Origin of the sequence: Klebsiella sp. AqSCr (genome assembly GCF_008452795.1) — a bacterium.
GTDB classification, from domain to species: Bacteria; Pseudomonadota; Gammaproteobacteria; order Enterobacterales; family Enterobacteriaceae; genus Klebsiella; species Klebsiella pneumoniae.
The window spans coordinates 300,675-323,365 of record NZ_MJDM01000010.1 but is presented as its reverse complement, the minus strand read 5'-3'; the positions used below and the strand labels follow the sequence as shown (position 1 = coordinate 323,365).

Annotated in this window: 24 protein-coding genes; 16 read left to right on the top strand and 8 right to left on the bottom strand. The window is 59.5% G+C overall.

Annotated elements, in window-relative coordinates; genetic code table 11:
* Positions 1–114: 114 nt before the first annotated feature.
* The 4 genes from pepA (at position 115) to BHE81_RS25360 (ending at position 5,668) form a co-directional block, all read left to right on the top strand.
* On the top strand, positions 115–1,626 hold the full coding sequence (pepA, locus tag BHE81_RS25375; protein WP_002886954.1) for a leucyl aminopeptidase: 1,512 nt from the start codon (positions 115–117) through the stop codon (positions 1,624–1,626).
* Between the two features lie 119 nt (positions 1,627–1,745).
* Positions 1,746–2,189 (top strand): DNA polymerase III subunit chi, encoded by a 444-nt coding sequence (gene holC / locus BHE81_RS25370; protein ID WP_002886953.1) that lies wholly within the window; start codon positions 1,746–1,748, stop codon positions 2,187–2,189.
* Positions 2,189–5,044 carry a valine--tRNA ligase gene (locus BHE81_RS25365; protein WP_002886952.1) on the top strand — a complete coding sequence of 952 codons (2,856 nt, stop codon included), beginning with the start codon at positions 2,189–2,191 and terminating at the stop codon, positions 5,042–5,044. Before holC ends, BHE81_RS25365 begins: the two co-directional genes overlap by 1 nt.
* A 120-nt stretch (positions 5,045–5,164) precedes the next feature.
* On the top strand, positions 5,165–5,668 hold the full coding sequence (locus tag BHE81_RS25360) for a GNAT family N-acetyltransferase (protein ID WP_004152275.1): 504 nt from the start codon (positions 5,165–5,167) through the stop codon (positions 5,666–5,668).
* Between the two features lie 272 nt (positions 5,669–5,940).
* On the opposite strand, the gene miaE is transcribed toward BHE81_RS25360, so the two are convergent.
* Together miaE and rraB are read right to left on the bottom strand one after the other, a co-directional pair.
* Positions 5,941–6,705 (bottom strand): tRNA isopentenyl-2-thiomethyl-A-37 hydroxylase MiaE, encoded by a 765-nt coding sequence (gene miaE / locus BHE81_RS25355; RefSeq protein WP_004186726.1) that lies wholly within the window; start codon positions 6,703–6,705, stop codon positions 5,941–5,943.
* A gap of 58 nt (positions 6,706–6,763) precedes the next feature.
* On the bottom strand, positions 6,764–7,186 hold the full coding sequence (rraB, locus tag BHE81_RS25350) for a ribonuclease E inhibitor RraB (RefSeq protein ID WP_002886947.1): 423 nt from the start codon (positions 7,184–7,186) through the stop codon (positions 6,764–6,766).
* A 98-nt stretch (positions 7,187–7,284) separates the two neighbouring features.
* Here rraB and argL point away from each other — a divergent pair, with 98 nt between their 5' ends.
* The gene (gene argL / locus BHE81_RS29180) at positions 7,285–7,380 is read left to right on the top strand and encodes a putative translational regulatory protein ArgL (protein WP_370736902.1); all 96 of its coding nucleotides are present in this window, start codon (positions 7,285–7,287) and stop codon (positions 7,378–7,380) included.
* The gene (gene argF / locus BHE81_RS25345) at positions 7,350–8,354 is read left to right on the top strand and encodes an ornithine carbamoyltransferase (RefSeq protein WP_004178387.1); all 1,005 of its coding nucleotides are present in this window, start codon (positions 7,350–7,352) and stop codon (positions 8,352–8,354) included. The genes argL and argF overlap by 31 nt, the downstream gene beginning before the upstream one ends.
* Before the next feature lie 61 nt (positions 8,355–8,415).
* Here argF and BHE81_RS25340 read toward each other — a convergent pair whose 3' ends face one another.
* A complete protein-coding gene (locus BHE81_RS25340) occupies positions 8,416–8,868 on the bottom strand; it encodes a YhcH/YjgK/YiaL family protein (RefSeq protein WP_009309302.1) in 453 nt (150 codons plus the stop codon).
* A gap of 194 nt (positions 8,869–9,062) precedes the next feature.
* On the opposite strand from BHE81_RS25340, the gene BHE81_RS25335 reads away from it, so the two are divergent.
* The 5 genes from BHE81_RS25335 to ridA all read left to right on the top strand — a co-directional run bounded on the left by BHE81_RS25335 (position 9,063) and on the right by ridA (position 11,153).
* Positions 9,063–9,167 carry a pyrBI operon leader peptide gene (locus BHE81_RS25335; protein WP_002886930.1) on the top strand — a complete coding sequence of 35 codons (105 nt, stop codon included), beginning with the start codon at positions 9,063–9,065 and terminating at the stop codon, positions 9,165–9,167.
* A complete protein-coding gene (locus BHE81_RS29175; RefSeq protein WP_227650304.1) occupies positions 9,142–9,201 on the top strand; it encodes a pyrBI operon leader peptide in 60 nt (19 codons plus the stop codon). Before BHE81_RS25335 ends, BHE81_RS29175 begins: the two co-directional genes overlap by 26 nt.
* A 2-nt stretch (positions 9,202–9,203) precedes the next feature.
* Positions 9,204–10,139: an aspartate carbamoyltransferase gene (gene pyrB / locus BHE81_RS25325; protein ID WP_002886928.1), complete on the top strand. Its 936-nt coding sequence runs from the start codon at positions 9,204–9,206 to the stop codon at positions 10,137–10,139.
* Positions 10,140–10,152: 13 nt separating this feature from the next.
* Positions 10,153–10,614, top strand: a complete 462-nt coding sequence (pyrI, locus tag BHE81_RS25320) for an aspartate carbamoyltransferase regulatory subunit (protein WP_002886927.1) — start codon at positions 10,153–10,155, stop codon at positions 10,612–10,614.
* Between the two features lie 152 nt (positions 10,615–10,766).
* The gene (gene ridA, locus BHE81_RS25315; protein WP_002886926.1) at positions 10,767–11,153 is read left to right on the top strand and encodes a 2-iminobutanoate/2-iminopropanoate deaminase; all 387 of its coding nucleotides are present in this window, start codon (positions 10,767–10,769) and stop codon (positions 11,151–11,153) included.
* A gap of 73 nt (positions 11,154–11,226) precedes the next feature.
* Here ridA and mgtA read toward each other — a convergent pair whose 3' ends face one another.
* Both mgtA and mgtL read right to left on the bottom strand, forming a co-directional pair.
* Positions 11,227–13,935 carry a magnesium-translocating P-type ATPase gene (gene mgtA / locus BHE81_RS25310; protein ID WP_009309303.1) on the bottom strand — a complete coding sequence of 903 codons (2,709 nt, stop codon included), beginning with the start codon at positions 13,933–13,935 and terminating at the stop codon, positions 11,227–11,229.
* Between the two features lie 145 nt (positions 13,936–14,080).
* Positions 14,081–14,134, bottom strand: coding sequence for a mgtA regulatory leader peptide MgtL (gene mgtL / locus BHE81_RS29170; RefSeq protein ID WP_219340445.1), 54 nt, complete (start codon positions 14,132–14,134; stop codon positions 14,081–14,083).
* 180 nt (positions 14,135–14,314) lie between these two features.
* Between mgtL and treR the strand changes: the two genes are divergently transcribed.
* The 3 genes from treR (at position 14,315) to treC (ending at position 18,518) form a co-directional block, all read left to right on the top strand.
* The gene (gene treR, locus BHE81_RS25305; protein ID WP_004177658.1) at positions 14,315–15,262 is read left to right on the top strand and encodes a trehalose operon repressor TreR; all 948 of its coding nucleotides are present in this window, start codon (positions 14,315–14,317) and stop codon (positions 15,260–15,262) included.
* Between the two features lie 130 nt (positions 15,263–15,392).
* Positions 15,393–16,811 carry a PTS trehalose transporter subunit IIBC gene (treB, locus tag BHE81_RS25300; RefSeq protein WP_004177659.1) on the top strand — a complete coding sequence of 473 codons (1,419 nt, stop codon included), beginning with the start codon at positions 15,393–15,395 and terminating at the stop codon, positions 16,809–16,811.
* Between the two features lie 51 nt (positions 16,812–16,862).
* Complete coding sequence (gene treC / locus BHE81_RS25295; RefSeq protein WP_023302392.1) at positions 16,863–18,518, top strand: alpha,alpha-phosphotrehalase; 1,656 nt, start codon at positions 16,863–16,865, stop codon at positions 18,516–18,518.
* A 55-nt stretch (positions 18,519–18,573) separates the two neighbouring features.
* On the opposite strand, the gene celB is transcribed toward treC, so the two are convergent.
* The 3 genes from celB to BHE81_RS25280 form a co-directional block, all read right to left on the bottom strand.
* Positions 18,574–19,926 carry a PTS cellobiose transporter subunit IIC gene (celB, locus tag BHE81_RS25290; protein ID WP_004146783.1) on the bottom strand — a complete coding sequence of 451 codons (1,353 nt, stop codon included), beginning with the start codon at positions 19,924–19,926 and terminating at the stop codon, positions 18,574–18,576.
* Positions 19,927–19,952: 26 nt separating this feature from the next.
* Positions 19,953–21,260 carry a 6-phospho-beta-glucosidase gene (locus tag BHE81_RS25285; RefSeq protein ID WP_023302391.1) on the bottom strand — a complete coding sequence of 436 codons (1,308 nt, stop codon included), beginning with the start codon at positions 21,258–21,260 and terminating at the stop codon, positions 19,953–19,955.
* A gap of 90 nt (positions 21,261–21,350) precedes the next feature.
* Positions 21,351–21,659 carry a PTS sugar transporter subunit IIB gene (locus BHE81_RS25280; RefSeq protein ID WP_012737232.1) on the bottom strand — a complete coding sequence of 103 codons (309 nt, stop codon included), beginning with the start codon at positions 21,657–21,659 and terminating at the stop codon, positions 21,351–21,353.
* An 84-nt stretch (positions 21,660–21,743) separates the two neighbouring features.
* Here BHE81_RS25280 and BHE81_RS28410 point away from each other — a divergent pair, with 84 nt between their 5' ends.
* Positions 21,744–21,917: a hypothetical protein gene (locus tag BHE81_RS28410; RefSeq protein ID WP_032410138.1), complete on the top strand. Its 174-nt coding sequence runs from the start codon at positions 21,744–21,746 to the stop codon at positions 21,915–21,917.
* A gap of 2 nt (positions 21,918–21,919) precedes the next feature.
* Positions 21,920–22,663, top strand: coding sequence for a MurR/RpiR family transcriptional regulator (locus BHE81_RS25275; protein WP_021441079.1), 744 nt, complete (start codon positions 21,920–21,922; stop codon positions 22,661–22,663).
* The last annotated feature ends 28 nt before the right edge of the window (positions 22,664–22,691 follow it).

The window sequence follows — 22,691 nt, the reverse complement described above, 5'->3', positions numbered from 1 at the left end:
CGCACAATGTGCCACGTCAGGGTAAGCAGGCGCAGCCGGCGCATCTGCAACTTGAAAGGCGACGAGTATAGCCGTAGCCACCACTGTTGTCTTTAAGATTCAGGAGCATAGTGCATGGAGTTCAGTGTAAAAAGCGGTAGCCCGGAGAAGCAGCGGAGCGCCTGTATCGTGGTCGGCGTCTTTGAACCACGTCGCCTCTCCCCCATCGCCGAACAACTCGATAAAATCAGCGACGGCTACATCAGCGCCCTGCTGCGTCGCGGCGAGCTGGAAGGCAAACCTGGCCAGACGTTATTGCTGCACCATGTGCCAAACATTCTGTCTGAGCGCATTCTGCTGATTGGCTGCGGCAAAGAGCGCGAGCTGGATGAGCGTCAGTATAAGCAGGTCATCCAGAAAACCATCAATACCCTGAATGATACCGGCTCAATGGAAGCCGTCTGCTTCCTGACCGAGCTGCACGTCAAAGGCCGTAACAACTACTGGAAAGTTCGCCAGGCGGTTGAAACCGCCAAAGAGACGCTGTACAGCTTCGACCAGCTGAAGACCAACAAAAGCGAGCCGCGTCGCCCGCTGCGTAAAATGGTCTTTAACGTGCCGACCCGTCGCGAGCTGACCAGTGGCGAACGCGCCATTCAGCATGGCCTGGCGATTGCCGCCGGCATCAAAGCGGCGAAAGATCTTGGCAATATGCCGCCGAACATCTGTAACGCCGCCTATCTGGCCTCTCAGGCGCGTCAGCTGGCCGATACCTACAGCAAAAACGTCATCACCCGGGTGATCGGCGAACAGCAGATGCGCGAGCTGGGGATGAACGCCTACCTCGCCGTCGGCAATGGGTCGCAGAACGAGTCGCTGATGTCGGTCATCGAATATAAAGGTAACCCGGCTGAGGACGCGCGCCCTATCGTGCTGGTCGGTAAAGGCCTGACCTTCGACTCCGGCGGTATCTCCATCAAGCCTGCCGAAGGCATGGACGAGATGAAGTACGACATGTGCGGCGCGGCGGCGGTGTACGGCGTGATGCGGATGGTTGCCGAACTGCAGCTGCCGCTGAACGTCATCGGCGTGCTGGCGGGCTGTGAAAACATGCCTGGCGGCCGCGCCTATCGTCCGGGTGACGTCCTGACCACTATGTCCGGCCAGACGGTGGAAGTGCTGAACACCGACGCCGAAGGCCGCCTGGTGCTGTGCGACGTTCTGACCTACGTTGAGCGCTTCGAGCCGGAAGCGGTTATCGACGTGGCGACGCTGACCGGGGCCTGCGTGATTGCCCTCGGCCATCACATCACCGGCCTGATGTCGAACCATAACCCGCTGGCCCATGAGCTGATCGGCGCCTCCGAACTGGCGGGCGACCGCGCATGGCGTTTGCCGCTGGCCGACGAGTTCCAGGATCAGCTGGAGTCCAATTTTGCCGATATGGCGAACATTGGCGGCCGTCCTGGCGGCGCGATCACCGCCGGCTGTTTCCTGTCGCGTTTCACCCGCAAGTACAACTGGGCGCACCTCGACATCGCCGGTACTGCCTGGCGTTCCGGTAAGGCCAAAGGCGCGACCGGTCGTCCGGTGGCGCTGCTGTCGCAGTTCCTGCTCAATCGTGCGGGTTTTAACGGCGAAGAGTGATGTGACATGCCGGGTGGCGGCGATGCCTTACCCGGCCTACAAACGGCAGCACACTGTAGGCCGGGTAAGCGTAGCGCCGCCCGGCTTTGCATTTGAATCCACAACAAGAAGCCCCATATATGAAAAACGCAACGTTCTATCTTCTGGACAATGACGCCACCGTCGACGGCCTGAGCGCCGTCGAGCAGCTGGTGTGTGACATTGCCGCAGAACGTTGGCGCAACGGCAAGCGCGTCCTGATCGCCTGCGAAGATGAACAGCAGGCGATTCGCCTCGACGAGGCGCTGTGGTCGCGGCCGCCGGAGAGCTTTGTGCCGCATAATCTGGCGGGCGAAGGCCCGAGAGGCGGCGCGCCGGTAGAGATTGCCTGGCCGCAAAAGCGCAACAGCAGCCCGCGGGATATTCTTATCAGCCTGCGGCTAAACTTTGCAGATTTTGCCACCGCTTTCACAGAAGTGATAGACTTTGTCCCTTACGAAGACAATCTGAAACAACTGGCGCGCGAACGCTATAAGGCGTACCGCATGGCTGGTTTCAACCTGAACACGGCAACCTGGAAATAATGGAAAAGACATACAACCCACAAGATATCGAACAGCCGCTTTACGAGCACTGGGAAAAGCAGGGCTATTTCAAACCGAATGGTGATGAAAGCCAGGAGAGCTTCTGCATCATGATCCCGCCGCCGAACGTCACCGGCAGTTTGCATATGGGTCATGCCTTCCAGCAAACCATCATGGATACCATGATTCGCTACCAGCGCATGCAGGGCAAAAACACCCTGTGGCAGGCCGGTACCGACCACGCAGGTATCGCTACCCAGATGGTGGTTGAGCGTAAGATTGCCGCTGAAGAAGGGAAAACCCGCCACGACTACGGCCGCGACGCCTTTATCGACAAAATCTGGCAGTGGAAAGCGGAATCCGGCGGCACCATTACCCGTCAGATGCGCCGTCTCGGCAACTCCGTGGACTGGGAGCGCGAGCGCTTCACCATGGACGAGGGGCTTTCCAATGCCGTGAAAGAAGTCTTTGTTCGCCTGTACAAAGAAGACCTGATCTACCGCGGCAAACGCCTGGTTAACTGGGACCCGAAACTGCGCACCGCCATTTCCGACCTCGAAGTGGAAAACCGCGAATCGAAAGGTTCCATGTGGCACATCCGCTACCCGCTGGCCGATGGCGCGAAAACCGCTGACGGTAAAGATTACCTGGTGGTCGCCACCACCCGTCCGGAAACCCTGCTGGGCGATACCGGCGTGGCCGTTAACCCGGAAGATCCGCGCTACAAAGATCTGATTGGCAAATTCGTGGTGCTGCCGCTGGTTAACCGCCGCATCCCGATCGTGGGCGACGAGCACGCCGACATGGAAAAAGGCACCGGCTGCGTGAAGATCACCCCGGCGCACGACTTTAACGACTACGAAGTGGGTCGTCGTCACCAGCTGCCGATGATCAACATCCTTACCTTTGACGGCGACATCCGCGAAAGCGCGGAAGTCTACGACACCAAAGGCAATGAATCCGACGTCTACTCCAGCGAGATCCCGGCGGAGTTCCAGAAACTGGAACGCTTCGCGGCGCGTAAAGCCGTTGTTGCGGCGGTTGACGCCCTCGGCCTGCTGGAAGAGATCAAACCGCACGACCTGACCGTCCCTTACGGCGATCGCGGCGGCGTGGTGATCGAGCCGATGCTGACCGACCAGTGGTACGTGCGCGCGGACGTGCTGGCCAAGCCAGCAGTCGAAGCCGTTGAAAACGGCGACATCCAGTTCGTACCGAAGCAGTACGAAAACATGTACTTCTCCTGGATGCGCGATATTCAGGACTGGTGTATCTCCCGTCAGCTGTGGTGGGGTCACCGCATCCCGGCATGGTATGACAACGACGGCAACGTCTACGTAGGCCGTAGCGAAGACGAAGTGCGTCAGGAAAACAACCTGAGCGCCGACGTTGCCCTGCGTCAGGATGAAGACGTTCTCGATACCTGGTTCTCCTCCGCGCTGTGGACCTTCTCCACCCTCGGCTGGCCGGAAAACACCGATGCCCTGCGTCAGTTCCACCCGACCAGCGTGATGGTGTCCGGCTTCGACATCATCTTCTTCTGGATCGCCCGCATGATCATGATGACCATGCACTTCATCAAAGATGAAAACGGCAAGCCGCAGGTACCGTTTAAGACCGTCTACATGACCGGTCTGATCCGCGATGACGAAGGCCAGAAGATGTCCAAGTCCAAGGGTAACGTCATTGACCCGCTGGATATGGTTGACGGTATCACCCTGCCGGAGCTGCTGGAAAAACGTACCGGCAACATGATGCAGCCGCAGCTGGCGGATAAAATCCGCAAGCGTACCGAGAAACAGTTCCCGAACGGCATCGAGCCGCACGGCACCGACGCCCTGCGCTTCACCCTGGCGGCGCTGGCCTCTACCGGCCGCGACATCAACTGGGATATGAAGCGTCTGGAAGGTTACCGTAACTTCTGTAATAAGCTCTGGAACGCCAGCCGCTTCGTGCTGATGAACACCGAAGATCAGGATTGCGGCTTCAACGGCGGCGAAATGGTGCTCTCCCTGGCCGACCGCTGGATCATCGCGGAATTCAACCACACCGTGAAAGCATATCGCGAAGCGCTGGATAACTTCCGCTTCGATATTGCCGCCGGCATCCTGTACGAGTTCACCTGGAACCAGTTCTGCGACTGGTACCTGGAGCTGACCAAGCCGGTTATGAACGGTGGCAACGAAGCGGAGCTGCGCGGGACTCGCCATACGCTGGTGACCGTGCTGGAAGGTCTGCTGCGCCTGGCGCATCCGATCATTCCGTTCATTACCGAGACCATCTGGCAGCGCGTGAAAGCGATCTGCGGGATCACCGCCGACACCATCATGCTGCAGCCGTTCCCGCAGTACGATGCATCTCAGGTGGATGACGCGGCGCTGGCCGACACCGAATGGCTGAAGCAGGCGATCGTCGCCGTGCGTAACATCCGTGCGGAAATGAACATCGCTCCGGGCAAACCGCTGGAACTGCTGCTGCGCGGCTGCAGCAAAGATGCCGAGCGTCGTGTGAACGACAACCGCAGCTTCCTGCTGAACCTGGCGCGTCTGGAAAGCATTACCGTGCTGCCTGCCGATGATAAAGGTCCGGTCTCGGTGACCAAGATTGTCGACGGCGCCGAGCTGCTGATCCCGATGGCGGGCCTCATCAATAAAGAAGATGAGCTGGCGCGTCTGGCGAAAGAAGTGGCCAAAATCGAAGGTGAAATTGGCCGCATCGAGAGCAAGCTGGCCAACGAAGGCTTTGTCGCCCGCGCGCCGGAAGCAGTGATCGCTAAAGAGCGCGAGAAGCTGGAAGGCTACGCGGAAGCGAAAGCGAAGCTGATTGAGCAGCAGGCGGTGATCGCCGCGCTGTGATCCTCCCGCCCCTTGCCACCCGGCAAGGGGCGTTTTTTATGAAACATCCTCGCTTGCGCTTTCCCCTGTCGCGATGTTATTAACATCATCATTCGTCTTTTTTGGGTAATGAGTCATTGTATGAATACGAGCGTCCCCGCGGCGACGTTGCTGCGTCGCATTACGGCGGCAGACAATGCCGCCATCGCCAGGGTCATCCGCCAGGTCTCGGCTGAATATGGCCTGACCGCCGATAAAGGCTATACGGTCGCCGACCCGAATCTCGATGAGCTGTATGAGCTGTACAGCCAGCCGGGCTCCGCCTACTGGGTGGTGGAGCAAGAGGGGGAAGTGGTTGGCGGCGGCGGCGTCGCGCCGCTCGCCTGCAGCGAGCCGGATATCTGCGAGCTGCAGAAAATGTATTTTATGACCAGCGCCCGCGGCCAGGGGCTGGCGAAGAAGCTGGCGCTGCTGGCGCTGGACTACGCCCGCGAACAAGGGTTTAAGCGCTGCTATCTGGAAACCACCGCCTTCCTGACGGAGGCGATCGGCTTATATGAACATCTCGGCTTCGAGCACATTGACGGGCCGCTGGGCTGCACCGGCCACGTGGACTGCGAAGTACGGATGCTGAAAACGCTGTAGCGCCTCGATATCGCAGGCGTCCCCGGTAGCGCTACGCTTACCGGGGCTACAGTTCGGTAGCCCGGCTAAGCGCAGCGCGAGCCGGGGTATGTCCCGGATGGCACCTTACCCGTGCTCGCGGTGCCGTTTTTTTGTCGGGTGGCGGCTAACGCCTTACCCGACCTACGGCCCGTACCATTGCGAGCTGAAGCTCTCAACGCTATCTCTCCCCATGGCTACTGAAACTGCCGGTGTTAGTGACTACCGGGGCTACAGGGCCCGAATATCGTGGATTACGCCGCTACCGGCACACCGCTGTGAAAGCGGAACTCGGCCTCCGGACGGAGGATCAGCGCCGCTTCCGCCTCGCCGAGCTGGCGCACCCGCTCGCTGATATCTTCTCCGGCAATCTTCTGCGCCAGATCCAGATAGTCCTGATAGTGACGCGCCTCGGAGCGCAGCAGCGACAGGTAGAACTTCTGCAGATCGTCGTCCAGCCACGGCGCCAGGGCGGCAAAGCGTTCGCAAGAGCGGGCCTCGATATAGGCGCCGCATATCAGCTTATCGATCAGCATCACCGGCTCATGCGAGCGCACTTCGCGCCGCAGGCCGCGGGCATAGTTGCTGGCGGTGATTTTGACGTAGGGGATATCGCGCGCCAGCATCATCTCCCGCACCTGCCAGAAGTGATGCAGTTCCTCTTTAATCAATAAAATCATGCTGTCCAGCAGCTGGCGGCCCCACGGGTCGTCGGTCTGCGGCATGGCGCTTTTGTTGATCCGTTTATGCAGGGCGACAAAATCCGGCTCCGGCCCCCGGCGGTAGGTGAAGTCTTCGTACGGCTTCAGGCAGGCCAACAGTTCGTCGGCGTCAGCTTTATCCGCGACGTAGCGACGCACCAGCAGCATGGCGTTCTGCGCCGCTTTCAGCTCGCACACCATGTGGTCGGTCAGCAGCAGCGGCAGGTTTTCCGGCTTGCGGGCTTCGTCAATCCACGCCTGCGGCGTCGGGCAGTGCAGGAAGTTGATAATCGGGGAAAGAATCTGCGGGTAATCCATGAAAGTTCCTTGCTATACGGCGGCAGGCGCCGCCGTATCCATCTACGACATTTGCGACTTAGTGGCGAACACCATCGTCGTCTTCATCGACATACTCTTCGTCATCGTCGTCGCCGTCTTCACCGTTCGGGTCCTCATAATAAGTGCCCCAACCGTCATACTCGACGTCATATTTTTCTGCCAGCGTCATCAGCTGTTCCACCTGGGCATCGATCAGGTCTGCGTTCAGCGCGCATTCGCTCAGAATATCGCAGCAGATGACCATGTCACCCTCTTCCACTTCCAGCTCTTCGGGCTCGGTCACTTCGTAGCCCAGCTTGAACGCTTCAACCGCCACTTTCTCCAGGGTTTCGAAATCGTCTGCAGAGAGGTGATGCTCAATCGTGTACAGTGCGTCCGGATCGCTGCCATCTTCCAGCAGCTCTTCGATAATCAGACGCGTCTCTTCACGCTGTTCTTCCAGGTGTTCCGGGTTTGCCATGGCTCGTTCCTCATAATGTGCGGCAGTTATCCCTATTTTCACATACCGCCGTCATTGCCTCCACTTCTCAGTGAAAGATTTCGATCACAGACTTGCAAATGAATATTCATACATATAAATTGAATTTTAATTCAATTAGTGGCCTATGCCAGGTGAGGGAACCATGTCTGCGTTTTACCAGAAGCATTTTTTAAAGTTACTCGATTTTACGCCTGCAGAAATCACCGCCCTGCTCGAGCTGGCGGCAAAGCTGAAAGCCGATAAGAAAAACGGTATCGAAGTCCAGAAACTGGCAGGAAAAAACATCGCGCTCATCTTCGAAAAAGACTCAACCCGTACACGATGCTCTTTCGAAGTTGCCGCATACGATCAAGGCGCCCGCGTGACCTACCTGGGCCCCAGCGGCAGCCAGATTGGCCATAAAGAGTCGATCAAGGACACCGCCCGCGTGCTCGGACGGATGTACGACGGCATTCAGTACCGCGGCCACGGCCAGGAAGTGGTAGAGACCCTGGCGCAATACGCCGGCGTGCCGGTGTGGAACGGCCTCACCAATGAGTTCCACCCCACCCAGCTGCTGGCGGACCTGCTGACCATGAAAGAGCATCTGCCGGGCAAAGCCTTTAACCAGATGACGCTGGTCTACGCCGGCGACGCGCGCAACAACATGGGCAATTCGATGCTGGAAGCCGCCGCGTTGACCGGTCTGGATCTGCGCCTGGTGGCGCCATCGGCCTGCTGGCCGGAGGCCGCGCTGGTGGAGACCTGCACCGCGCTGGCCAAACAGCAGGGCGGCAACATCACCCTGACGGAAGATATCGCCGCGGGGGTGAAAGGCGCCGATTTTATCTATACCGACGTCTGGGTCTCAATGGGCGAGGCGAAGGAAAAATGGGCCGAACGTATCGCCCTGCTGCGCGACTATCAGGTTAACAGCGCGATGCTGGCGCTGACCGGCAACCCGCAGGTCAAGTTCCTCCACTGCCTGCCGGCGTTCCACGACGACCAGACCACGCTGGGCAAACAGATGGCTGCCGATTACGGCCTGCACGGCGGCATGGAGGTGACTGACGAGGTGTTTGAGTCGGCGGCGAGCGTGGTCTTCGACCAGGCGGAAAACCGGATGCACACCATCAAAGCGGTGATGGTGGCGACGCTGAGCAAATAGCCCCTCGCTCGCGGCTGTGTCCCGGATGGCACGGCGTTCATCCGGGATTCGGTTCGCCATTTTACGCCATCAGCATCTTCACCACCGCTTTGCGCACCTTCGCCGGGGCGCCAACGGCGCACAGCGGTTTATGCACTTCGCCGGGATAAAACACCACAAAGTCCCCTTCGTTAAGGATCACCGTTTTCTCCTGCTGGCCTTCGGCAAGAAAAGCGATGTCTTTCTCCGCCAGCCAGTCGGTCTGCGGCTCTCCTGGCGGCAAGGTGCTGAAGGTCATCCCCTCGCTGCCGCGGAGCACAATCTGGATATCGAGATAGCGAGCATGGTATTCCGCGCGGCGCGCGGCCTGCGGCTCGGTGGTGTCTTCAGAAATCAGATAAAACAGGTTGTCGCCGTCGATAGCGTGTTTACCCAGCGGCGTCGCCTCGCTGACCTGAGCGATAACCTGTTCGATAGCCTCGCGCAGCGCGGCAGGCAGCCATGGCTGCAGATGGTGGATATTGCCAATAATCATTGCTAACCTCAAATATAAAACATCATTTCATTTCTTTGTTTTATACCCCCATCGCGGCTGCCATACCAGTACAGTTTCACGCTTCTTTGCGCTGGCGCACTTTTCGACAGGCAAACGATTACCTGTTTGTGAATGAATCGCTTGATCGTCATAACGGTCTGCGTATAATGCCAGTCGTTTTGCCGGGAGGAAGCATGGCCAATTGCGTACGACATTCTGTCTTAGCACGTCTCAATGCAGACGCTGGCCTGCCGTTTTTCTTTCCGTTGCTCATTGGATTCCCGAAGCCCCTTATTTAAGGGGCTTTTTTTTTGCCCAGGCGTCAGGAGATAAGCATGGCTAACCCGCTATATCAAAAACATATCATTTCCATAAACGATCTCAGCCGCGAAGACCTCGAACTGGTGCTGGCGACGGCGGCAAAGCTGAAAGCCAATCCACAACCCGAGCTGCTGAAGCATAAGGTTATCGCCAGCTGTTTCTTTGAAGCCTCGACCCGCACCCGCCTCTCTTTTGAAACCTCGATGCACCGCCTGGGCGCCAGCGTGGTCGGCTTTTCCGACAGCGCCAACACCTCGCTGGGCAAAAAAGGGGAAACGCTGGCGGATACCATCTCCGTCATCAGCACCTACGTCGACGCCATCGTGATGCGTCATCCGCAGGAGGGTGCCGCGCGCCTGGCGACCGAATTCTCCGGCGGCGTGCCGGTACTGAACGCCGGCGACGGCGCTAACCAGCACCCGACCCAAACCCTGCTCGACCTGTTCACCATTCAGGAGACCCAGGGCCGCCTCGAAAACCTCAACGTGGCGATGGTCGGCGATCTGAAGTATGGCCGTACCGTCCACTCCCTGACCCAGGCGCTGGCCAAATTCAACGGCAACCGCTTCTACTTCATCGCCCCGGACGCGCTGGCCATGCCGCAGTACATCCTCGATATGCTCGATGAAAAAGGCATCGCCTGGAGCCTGCATAGCGCCATCGACGACGTGATGGCGGAAGTGGATATTCTGTACATGACCCGCGTGCAGAAAGAGCGTCTGGATCCGTCGGAATACGCCAACGTCAAAGCGCAGTTCGTCCTGCGCGCCGCCGACCTCGAAGGGGCGCGCGCCAATATGAAGGTGCTGCACCCGCTGCCGCGCATTGACGAAATCACCACCGATGTCGATAAAACACCGCACGCCTGGTACTTCCAGCAGGCCGGTAACGGCATCTTCGCCCGCCAGGCGTTACTGGCACTGGTACTGAATAGCGAGCTGGCACTGTAAGGGGGAATGAGAGATGACACACGACAATAAACTGCAGGTAGAAGCGATCAAACGCGGCACCGTGATTGACCATATCCCGGCGCAGGTCGGCTTTAAGCTGCTCACCCTGTTCAAACTGACCGAAACCGACCAGCGCATCACCATCGGCCTGAACCTGCCCTCCGGCGAGATGGGCCGCAAGGATTTGATTAAAATCGAGAACACCTTCCTGACCGACGAGCAGGTTAACCAGCTGTCGCTGTACGCCCCGCAGGCGACGGTAAACCGCATTGATGATTACGAAGTGGTGGGCAAATCCCGCCCGAGCTTGCCGGATCGTATCGATAGCGTGCTGGTCTGCCCGAACAGCAACTGTATCAGCCACGCCGAACCGGTTTCTTCCAGTTTTGCAGTGAAAAAACGCGCTGATGACATCGCACTCAAATGCAAATACTGCGAAAAAGAGTTTTCTCATTATGTGGTGCTGGCCAACTAAATGCGGTTGGTATTGGTGGTAGGCCTCCCTATAATGGCTACCACCCTACGCTTCGTCCTTCAGGCGGCGTCTGCGCCGGCGATACAGCGCTTACCGCCTGGCGGCAACCTGAATGATTTTGCGTAACATTACTCAGTTCATCTGGAGATAACATGAGCAAAACTATTGCGACGGAAAATGCACCAGCGGCGATTGGCCCCTACGTTCAGGGCGTTGACCTCGGCAGCATGATCATCACCTCTGGCCAGATCCCGGTCGACCCGAAAACCGGCAGCGTCCCGGAAGACGTGTCCGCGCAGGCGCGCCAGTCGCTGAACAACGTGAAAGCGATCGTTGAAGCCGCTGGCCTCACCGTCGGCGATATCGTCAAGACCACCGTATTCGTCAAAGATCTCAACGATTTCGCTACCGTTAACGCCACTTACGAAGCGTTCTTCACCGAGCATAACGCCACCTTCCCGGCGCGCTCCTGCGTTGAAGTCGCACGTCTGCCGAAAGACGTGAAGATCGAGATCGAAGCCATCGCCGTGCGTCGCTGATCGCTCTCGTCGGCATGAAAAAAGGCAGCCCGCAGGCTGCCTTTTTTACGTGGTTCATCCGAAAACGCGTCCCTCACTGCCAGCCGTAGCGGCGGCTGTAGAAGCCCTTCACGGCCTGGGTCAGCACCATATAGCCCGCCAGGATCGCCACCAGCCATGGGAAGTAGCTCAGCGGCAGGGCCTGCAGCTGCAGGTAGCTCGCCAGCGGCGAGAACGGCAGCGCGATCCCCACCGCCATCACCACCAGGGTCATGGCGAACAGCGGCCAGGCGGCCCGGCTCTGAACGAACGGAATGCGCCGGGTGCGGATCATGTGCACAATCAGCGTTTGCGACAGCAGCCCTTCGATAAACCAGCCGGACTGGAACAGGGTCTGCATCTCCACGGTATTGGCGTGGAACACCCACCACATCAGGCCGAAGGTGAGGATATCGAAAATCGAGCTGATCGGTCCAAAGAAGACCATAAAGCGCCCGAGATCGGCCGGGTTCCAGCGCTGCGGTTTGCGGATCTGCTCATCATCGACGTTATCAAACGGGATCGCCACCTGGGAAACATCGTACAGCAGGTTCTGAATCAACAGGTGCAGCGGCAGCATCGGCAGAAACGGCAGGAAGGCGCTGGCCACCAGCACGCTGAAGACGTTGCCGAAGTTGGAGCTGGCGGTCATTTTGATGTACTTGAGCATGTTGGCGAAGGTGCGGCGGCCTTCGATTACCCCCTCCTCCAGTACCATCAGGCTCTTCTCCAGCAGAATGATATCCGCCGCCTCGCGGGCGATATCCACCGCGCCGTCGACCGAGATGCCAATATCCGCCGCGCGCAGCGCCGGAGCGTCGTTGATGCCGTCGCCCATAAAGCCCACCACGTGACCTTCGCGTTTCAGCAGCGTCACGATACGCTCTTTATGCAGCGGCGCCAGGCGGGCGAACAGCGTGGTGCGTTTGGCCAGCGCCGCCAGCTCGTCGTCGCTCATGGCTTCAATCTGGCTGCCAATCACCACTTCGCCAGCATCCAGTCCCACTTCATGGCACACCTTCGCCGCCACCAGCTCGCTGTCGCCGGTGAGGATCTTCACCGTGATGCCGCTGGCCTTCAGCGCCTTCAGCGCCGGGGCGGTGGTCTCTTTCGGCGGATCGAGGAAGGCGATGTAACCTTCAAGGATCAGGTCCGACTCATCGGCGCGCTGGTAGTCGCCTTCGCGGGCCGGCAGGTATTTGGTCGCCACCGCCACCACCCGTAGCCCCTGTCGGTTGAGGGTATCGGTCACCCGGCGAATGCGGCGCAGCATGGTGTCGTCCAGCGGTACGATATCGCCGTTGTAGCGCACCTGGGTCGAGACGTTGAGGATCTCCTGCAGCGCCCCTTTGCAGATCAGCTGATGCGCGGCGTCATCCTCCTTCACCACCACCGACATGCGGCGGCGTTCGAAGTCGAAGGGTATCTCATCCACCTTCTGCCAGCGTTCCGCCAGCCCGCGGGCGGCATCCAGCTCAACCCCGTCCAGCACCGCGGTGTCGAGCAGGTTTTTCAGGCCGGTCTGGTAGTGGCTGTTGAGCCAGGCGGCATGCAGTACCCGCTCGCAGACCTTGCCGGAGACGTCGGTATGGTTCTCCAGCACAATCTTATCCTGGGTCAGGGTGCCGGTTTTATCAGTGCAGAGGATGTCCATCGCGCCGAAATTCTGAATGGCGTCGAGGTGCTTCACGATGACCTTTTGCTTCGACAGCTTCACCGCCCCGCGCGCCAGCGTCGAAGTGACGATCATCGGCAGCATCTCCGGCGTCAAGCCGACCGCCACCGACAGCGCGAATAGCGCCGCCTCCCACCAGTCGCCTTTGGTGTAGCCATTGATCAGCAGCACCACCGGGGCCATCACCAGCATAAAGCGGATCAGCAGCATGCTGACCCGGCTGATGCCTTTCTGAAAGGCGTTCGGCTCGCTCTCCTGTTCACTGACGCGGCCGGCCAGCTGGCCAAACCAGGTGCGGCCGCCGGTGGCGAAGACGATGGCCTGCGCCGAGCCGCTCACCACGTTGGTGCCCATAAAGCATAGGGTGTCGCACTCCAGCGGGTTTTGCTGCAGCGGATCGCGGCTGCGGGCCACTTTCTCCACCGGCAGCGATTCGCCGGTCAGCGAGGCCTGGGCGACGAATAAATCCCGTGCCTGCAGGATACGCAGGTCCGCCGGGATCATATCCCCCGCCGACAACCGGATAATGTCGCCCGGCACCAGCTGGTCGATAGGCAGCTCCAGCCAGCGGCTCTCCCCCTGCTCGTTCACCACCCGCAGCACGGTGGCGGTGTTGCTCACCATCGCCTTCAGCGCATCCGCCGCTTTGGTCGAGCGCGCCTCCTGGATGAAATTGAGCAATGTCGAGATCCCCACCATCAGGGCGATAACCCCGGCGGCGAACAGATCCTCGGTGGAATAGGAGACGATGCCGAGCACGGTCAGCAGCAGGTTGAACGGGTTGCGATAGCAGGTCCACAGATGCACCCACCACGGGGAGGGCTTCTGCGCCGGGATCTGGTTGTCACCATGTTTGAGGATTTTCGCCGCCACTTCGCCTTCATTGAGCCCTTCAGGGTGGCTGTCAAAGGCGCGCCAGATCTCCTGGTCGTCCATCGCCGCCACGTTCAGGCAATGCTGACCAAGCGATTCAGGAATGGGGCCACTCGCCAGATGGCGGGCGTCCGGCAGCGGATCGCGCTGGACTAAACGACGTGGCAGATGGCGGCTAAGCTGCGCGAACAGCTGCCGGGTATAATTTTTCAGCATAAACAGTCCCTCCGCGCTCGCCAAAGCGAACGCAGCGTTGCCGACGGGCGTAGCAAAACCTACCTGTCAGGCATGTTATTTTTATGGCAGGGACATCAAGGACGTCACTGCTTTACGCTTTCCGGTAAAGCAGTGTTAAACAGGCTTACCGGAAAGAAAGGTTGCTCCATCGAGGATGAGGAGTGGGATCGGGGTCCATAACTATCTCCGGTAAGTGAATATAAACGGCGCGAATTATAGCGCCCTCGCTGAGGATTGTGTGGCAATAATGGCGATGATAAACCCGCGCAACTAAACCGAACGTAAACCAGACTTTGCTCATTGCGGTTTGGTTGAGTAGCATTAGGCTCACTTCTACCATCCCTGACGAGAATTCCGCATGCAGAACCGGCTGACCATCAAAGATATCGCGCGCTTAAGCGGCGTAGGGAAATCGACGGTATCCCGCGTCCTTAACAACGAGAGCGGGGTCAGCGAACGGACCCGCGAGCGCGTCGAAGCGGTGATGCAGCAGCACGGTTTCTCGCCCTCCCGTTCCGCCCGCGCCATGCGCGGCCAGAGCGATAAAGTGGTGGCGATTATCGTCACCCGTCTCGATTCGCTGTCGGAAAACCTTGCCGTGCAGACCATGCTGCCCGCCTTTTATGAGCAGGGTTACGATCCGATTATGATGGAGAGCCAGTTCTCCCCGGCGTTGGTGGAGGAGCATCTCGGCATGCTCGCCCGGCGCAATATTGACGGCGTGGTGCTGTTCGGTTTTACCGGCATCGACGAAGCGATGCTCGCCCCCTGGCGCGACACCCTGGTGCTGATGGCCCGCGACGCTCCCGGCTTCGCCTCGGTGTGCTATGACGACGAGGGGGCCATCACGCTGCTGATGCAGCGGCTCTACGATCGCGGACACCGCCACATCAGTTTTCTTGGCGTACCGCACAGCGACGTCACCACCGGCGAACGCCGCCATCTGGCCTACCTCGCCTTCTGTGAAAAGCATCGTCTGACGCCCACCGCCGCCCTGCCGGGGCTGGGCATGAAGCAGGGATATGACACCGTCGCCAGCGTGCTGACGGCCGAAACCAGCGCCCTGGTCTGCGCGACGGATACCCTCGCTCTCGGCGCCAGCAAGTACCTCCAGCAGCAGGGTCGCGATGCGCTGCAGCTCGCCAGCGTCGGCAGCACGCCGCTGATGAAGTTTCTCCACCCGGAAATCTTGACCGTCGATCCGGGCTATGCCGAGTCCGGACGCCGGGCCGCCCGGCAGTTGATCGAGCAGATCGCCGGCAGCGTCGATCCCCGCCAGATCGTGATTCCCGCCGCCCTCAATTAATCTCGCTCGGACGATTTATGTGATCGTCGCCGGGTTTCGGGAACGTTCCCATTTTGCAAATTAAGCGGAACGGTTAGGATGCCCTCAAGGTAAAAACGGCATCTCTCCCCTCTGTTTTTGAGGCTTCATCATGAGCAAAGTAAACCAGCAGGACATCGATAAACTGATCGAACTGGTGGGCGGGCGCGGTAACATCGCCACCGTCAGCCACTGTATTACCCGTTTGCGCTTTGTGCTGAACGACCCGGCCATCGCCAGACCAAAAGAGATTGAGCAGCTGCGCATGGTGAAGGGATGCTTCACTAACGCCGGCCAGTTCCAAGTGGTCATCGGCACCGAGGTGGGCGATTACTACAAGGCCCTGCTGGCGACCACCGGCCAGACCTCCGCCGACAAAGAGCAGGTCAAGCAGGCCGCGCGGCAAAATATGAAGTGGCATGAACAATTAATCTCGCACTTCGCCGAGATCTTCTTTCCCCTGCTGCCGGCCCTGATCAGCGGCGGTCTGATCCTCGGTTTCCGCAACGTTATCGGCGACCTGCCCATGAGCAATGGCCAGACGCTGGCCCAGATGTATCCATCGCTGAAAACCATCTATGACTTCCTGTGGCTGATTGGCGAGGCGATCTTCTTCTATCTGCCGGTGGGGATCTGCTGGTCAGCGGTGAAGAAGATGGGCGGCACGCCGATCCTCGGGATCGTCCTTGGCGTCACCCTCGTCTCCCCGCAGCTGATGAACGCCTATCTCCTCGGCCAGCAGGTGCCGGAGGTGTGGAACTTCGGCCTGTTTACCATTGCCAAAGTCGGCTACCAGGCGCAGGTGATCCCGGCCCTGCTGGCTGGCCTGGCCTTAGGATTTATCGAGACGCGCCTCAAGCGCATTGTGCCTGACTACCTCTACCTGGTGATTGTCCCGGTCTGCTCGCTGATCCTCGCGGTGTTCCTCGCGCACGCCATTATCGGTCCGTTCGGCCGCCTGATCGGCGACGGCGTGGCCTTCGCGGTACGCCATCTGTTAACCGGCAGCTTCGCGCCGATCGGCGCCGCGCTGTTCGGCTTCCTCTACGCGCCGCTGGTGATTACCGGTGTCCACCAGACCACCCTCGCTATCGATATGCAGATGATCCAGAGCATGGGCGGCACCCCGGTGTGGCCGCTGATTGCGCTGTCGAATATTGCCCAGGCGTCGGCGGTGGTTGGCATCATCATCGCCAGCCGCAAGCAGAATGAACGTGAAATCTCGGTACCGGCGGCGATCTCCGCCTATCTCGGGGTCACCGAGCCAGCGATGTACGGTATCAACCTGAAATACCGCTTCCCGATGCTGTGCGCAATGATTGGCTCTGGCCTCGCCGGCCTGCTGTGCGGCCTGAACGGCGTGCTGGCGAACGGCATCGGCGTCGGCGGCCTGCCGGGGATCCTCTCCATCCAGCCTACCTACTGGCAGGTGTACGCCATGGCGATGGCTATCGCGGTGGTGGTGCCAATTATCCTCACCAGCGTGGTGTATCAGCGCAAGTACCGTCAGGGCACCTTGCAGATTGTCTAACTTCTTCTTTCGGGGCGCCTTTGGCGCCCCTCGTTGCAGCAGGAAAGTACTATGAATCATCTCCCCCACTGGTGGCAAAACGGCGTTATTTATCAAATCTATCCGAAGAGTTTTCAGGATACCACCGGCAGCGGTACCGGCGACCTGCGCGGCGTCACCTCCCGCCTCGACTATCTGCAAAAGCTTGGGGTCGACGCCATCTGGCTGACGCCGTTCTACGTCTCACCGCAGGTAGATAACGGCTACGACGTGGCGAACTACACCGCCATCGATCCCTCCTACGGCACGATGGCCGACTTTGACGCCCTGGTGGCGGAGGCGAAGGCCCGCGGCATCCGTATCGTGCTGGATATGGTGCTGAACCACACGTCGACCGAACATGAATGGTTCCGTCAGTCGCTGAATAAGGAGAGTCCCTACCGCCAGTTCTATATCTGGCGCGATGGCGAACCGGACGCCCTGCCGAACAACTGGCGCTCCAAATTTGGCGGTAACGCCTGGCAGTGGCACGCCGACAGCGGGCAGTATTATCTGCACCTGTTCGCCATTGAGCAGGCCGATCTCAACTGGGAGAATCCGGCGGTGCGCGCCGAGCTGAAAAAGGTCTGCGAATTCTGGGCTGACCGCGGCGTCGACGGTCTGCGCCTCGACGTGGTCAACCTGATCTCAAAAGACCAGACCTTTCCCTGCGATCTGGACGGGGATGGCCGCCGCTTCTATACCGACGGCCCGCGGGTGCATGAGTTCCTGCAGGAGATGAGCCGCGATGTGTTCACCCCGCGTAACCTGATGACCGTCGGCGAGATGTCCTCCACCTCGCTGGAGCACTGCCAGCAGTACGCCGCGCTGGACGGCCGCGAGCTGTCGATGACCTTTAACTTCCACCATTTAAAGGTCGATTATCCCGGCGGAGAGAAATGGACCCTCGCCCGCCCGGACTATGTGGCGCTGAAGGCGCTGTTCCGCCACTGGCAGCAGGGAATGCACAATCGGGCGTGGAACGCGCTGTTCTGGTGTAACCACGATCAGCCGCGCATCGTGTCGCGCTTTGGCGACGAAGGCGAGTACCGGGTGACGGCGGCGAAGATGCTGGCGATGGTGCTGCACGGCATGCAGGGCACGCCCTATATCTACCAGGGCGAAGAGATCGGCATGACCAATCCGCACTTCAGCAGCATCAGCGATTACCGTGACGTCGAAAGCCACAATATGTTTATCGAACGTGCGGCGCAGGGGCAAAGCCCGGACGAACTGCTGGCGATCCTCGCCAGCAAGTCGCGCGACAACAGCCGCACGCCGATGCCGTGGCACGCCGGCGAGAACGGTGGCTTCAGCGACGGTGAGCCGTGGATCGGCCTTGGCGATAATTACCAGGAGATCCACGTCGAGGCGGCGCTGGCGGACCCCGATTCGGTGTTTTATGCCTATCAGCAGCTGATTACGCTGCGTAAAACCCTGCCGCTACTGACCTGGGGCGATTACGAGGATCTGCTGCCGGAGCATCCGTCGCTGTGGTGCTATCGTCGTCAGTGGCAGGGGCAAACGCTGGTAGTCGCCGCTAACCTGAGCCGCGAGCTGCAGGCCTGGCAGCCCGCTGAGGCCCCGGGCGAGTGGAAGATGATCATCAGCAACTATGCCGAGACCACCCCGCGCCCGACCGGGCTGACGCTGCGGCCGTTCGAAGCGATATGGTGGCTGCAGGGATAACGCTTTTCCCCGGTGGCGCAACGCTCACCGGGGCTACGATTCGTCAGGCTGGAAGTTATGCGCGGTCGGCATCAGCAATCGCAGCGCTCGCTTGTGGTTGCGCCGAGGCGTGCTCTTCTTTTGCCTTTAGCCGATCCCAGGCGCGGAAGAACGGATAGTAGACCACCAGCGAAATCGCTAAATTCACCACCTGCAGCACCGTGCCGGAGATATGCCCTCCGGTCGCCAGATAGCCGCTGATGAAGATCGGCGTGGTGAACGGCAGTGCGATTCCGGCGGGCGGCGCCACCAGCCCGGTCGCCATCGCGGTATAGGACACGATCACCAGCAGCACCGGCGTTAAAATAAACGGCAGGAAAAAGTACGGGTTCATCACCAGCGGGATGCCAAACACCATCGGCTCGCTGATGTTAAACAATGCCCCGGGCGCGGCAATTTTCCCCAGCTGTTTCATCTGCTGGCTACGGCTACGCAGCAACATAAAAATCACCAGCCCCAGCAGCGCGCCGGTACCTCCGGGGGCAATCCACAGATCGTAAAACTGCTGAGTAATGATATGCGGGATCGGCTGACCGTTCTGGAAGGCCGTCAGGTTCTCGGACATATTCGACAGCCATACCGGCTGGATAAACACCAGCACAATCGCGTCGCCGTGCAGGCCCAGGGTCCACAAAATACCAATCAAAATGACTGAAATAATCATGCCCGGCAGCGTACCGCCGACGTGGTGCATCGGAATACCAATCAGGGTGGCGATCATACTGTTGATGTCGCCGAACGGCGAGGCCTCGACCGCCAGGCGCAGCGCCAGCACCACCGCCAGCACGCAGAAGCCGGGGATCAGGGCGAGGAATGATTTCGCCACTGCCGGCGGCACGCCGTCCGGCATGCGGATAACGAGATTGCGGCTGGCGACCAAACGATAAATCTCCGTCGACAGCAGCGAAATGACAATGGCGACAAACAGCCCCTGGCTGCCGACCATGCTCACCGGGATCACCCCTTTAATCACCTCCGCCGCGCCGTGTACCGGCGTAAACAGCGTGTTCTGCGGGATCGTCATCATGAAGGCCACCAGCGACATCGCTCCAGCGCTCAGCGGATCGAGAGTGCGATACTTCTCCGCCAGCCGGTAGGCGATGCCGAAGCTGGAAATCAGCGCCATGATGTCGTAGGTCGCTTTCACCGGGTACAACATTTTATCGCGCCAGACCTCGCCAAACAGGCTGCTCATCATATCGGCATAGCCGGGGATCGGCAGGTAGGCGAAAATCAGGAAGAATGAGCCAATCAACATAAACGGCATATTGAGAATGATGCCGTCGCGCACCGACAGGACGTGCTTTTGCCCGGCGATTCTCAGCGCCGCCGGCATGACGTAACGTTCAATCCAGCTTGTATTCGACATGGTGTGCTCCCAAGGGGAAATAGCGGTCAGTTAAATTGCGTCAGCCATTGACGGTTGATGGTTAATACTTCATCCAGCAGCGCCTGGGCATCGGTGACGTTACCGACCAGCGGGTTGGTCACCAGCGCCAGCAGTGCGCTTTCGCGACAGCCGTGTACCGCGGCTTCAATCGTCAACCGCTCGAAGGCTTTCACCTGCTGGGTCAGGCCGTTCATCGCCGGCGGCAGCGGGCCGAACGCCAGCGGCCGCGCCCCTTGCGCATCAATAATGCTGTTGGTTTCCACCACCGCATCATCATCCAGACCATGAATCGCGCCGTTGTTGCGGGTATTCACCACCATCTCCGCGCCCAGGTTGTTGTAGATCGCGTTGATAAGCTCGACGGCCACCTCCGAGTAGTAGGCGCCGCCGCGAAAGCTCAGTTGCTCCGGTTTTTCTTCCAGCTGCGGGTCGGCGTACAGCGCAAACAGCTCCTGCTCGACTTTCATCACCTGTTCGGCGCGGGTGCCCTTGGTTTTCGCCGCGGCGATCTCTTCCGCCAGCATCGCCGGCGTCAGCCAAAAATAGCGATGATAGGGGCACGGAATCGCCTTCAGCGCGCGCAGGAATTCCGCCGGCCACGGCAGCTCTTTAATGTTGTTCATCGACAGCGCCTTACCGTCGCACAGCATGTCGATCACCTTGCCGGTGACATCCTCGCGCCCCTGTAGCACCTTATGCACCCAAACCATATGGTTGAGCCCGGCAAAGCGCAGTTTTACTTCGGACTCCTGGGCGCCCAGCATCCCGACGATCATGTGCTGCATGTTGATCGGCACGTTGCACAGGCCGATGATCTTCGCCGTGCTGTAGCGGCTGACCGCCTCGGTGACGATCCCCGCCGGATTAGTAAAGTTGAGAATGAACGCTTCCGGCGCCAGCTGTTCCACTTTGCGCGCCACCTCAAGGATCACCGGGATCGTCCGCAGCGCCTTGGCAAAACCGCCGACGCCGGTGGTCTCCTGGCCCAGCAGGTGGTACTTGAGACCCAGCCGCTCATCGGCGGCGCGCGCCGCCAGCTGTCCGACACGCAGCTGGGTCAGCACAAAGCTGGCGCCGCGGATGGCCTCATCGAGCGTAAAGTGGACGCTGACCGCCACCTGCTCCAGCCCTTTATGTTTCAGCATCCGCCGGGTCAGCGCGGCGATGATCTCCACCTTGTCCCGGCCGGATTCGACATCTACCAGCGCCAGCTCTGTAACCGGAAGCTGCTCGTAACGAACGATAATCCCTTCAATAAGCTCCGGCGTGTAGCTGCTGCCGCCGCCGATAACGGCAATTTTCAGTGCTTGCATAGTGTCCTCTTTTCGGATTTTCGGCATACAGAACGCCGCGCGCGATCGCCAGAACCGCACGTGATGATGATGAAAAACGGGATGAGAAAATTAGTGTTCGAGCAGGGCTAGCGCTTTATCCAACACCGCAGCGCCGCGCATCATGCCGTAGTCAGCCATATCGATCACCGCCACCGCCTTGCCCTGCGGCGCGGCCAGCGCGGTTAGCCGTCCGGCTTCATATTTAACCTGCGGCCCGAGCAGGATGACGTCGGCGTTTGGCAATTCGCGTTCAAATTCCGCCACCGCCACCGCATAGATTTCCAGCGCCAGCGCACGCTGCTGGGCTTCTGCTTTCATTTTGTTCACCAGCATGCTGGTCGACATGCCTGCGGCACAACAGAGTACGATTCGTGGCATTGCGCTTCCCCTTTACGTGTTATCGCTTCAGCCCTCAGGGCCTGGACGACTATATTGTTAATATTGTGTGATAGTGAAGGCTATATGAAAATAATTTTCACCGATGTGATCGAGGCTCAATTTTTGCGCATTTTTATCGCCAGGGTTTCACTCTTTACTGCTCTGACCATAGGAAATATGCGGCGTGAGTGCTATAAAGAGAGACAGTCGATAATTGAAAAATATTTTCAAATGCGGGTTTTGCCAAAGGGAACATGAGGATGGATATCGTAGGTCAGCTGCAGGAAGGAATGCGCCGCTTTAGTGCCCAGGAGTCGCGCGTCGCCACCTTTATTCTACAAAATCTAAGCTTTACCGCCAGCGCCTCTATTGACGAGCTGGCAGCCAGCGCGGGGGTCAGCCCTGCCACCATTACCCGCTTCGCCCGCTCGGTGGGCTGCGATGATATTCGTGATCTGCGTAAACAGCTGGCGCAGGCCAGCGAACGGCGCGCCAGCTGGCTTACGCCGGACAGCGCCGCCCTGCCCGTCGCCTGGCGCGACAAACTTAGCAGCCTTGGCGTTACCCTAACTCGTCAGCTCGGCCATACCGCGGAAGCGGCGGTGGAAAAGTGTAAATCGCGCCTGCTGAGCGCCCGTGCGGTACACTGCTTCGCCCTTGGCGCCCAGGACGTGACGCTGGCCGCGCTGCTCCAGCATCAGCTACTGCCCTCCGGCATCGCGATTAATCTCTGTCAGGATGCGGCGCTGATGCGGCTGACCGCCAGCACCCTCAATGACGATCATCTGCTGCTGGTGCTGGCCACTACCGAGGCCAACCCTGTGTTGCAAAGCGCCACCTTGCAGGCGCGTACGCAGGGAGTGACCATTATTGCTCTGACGCCGGAACAGCACGCCCTTGGCGATATGGCCAGCGCCATCCTGCCGCTGCCCGCTGACCCGCAGCAGGCTCGCTATGCCCTGCTACTGCTGGTCGATCTGCTTAACGATACGTTGATTGCCTGAATATTTGCCCGTTTCATGCCTGAACGGG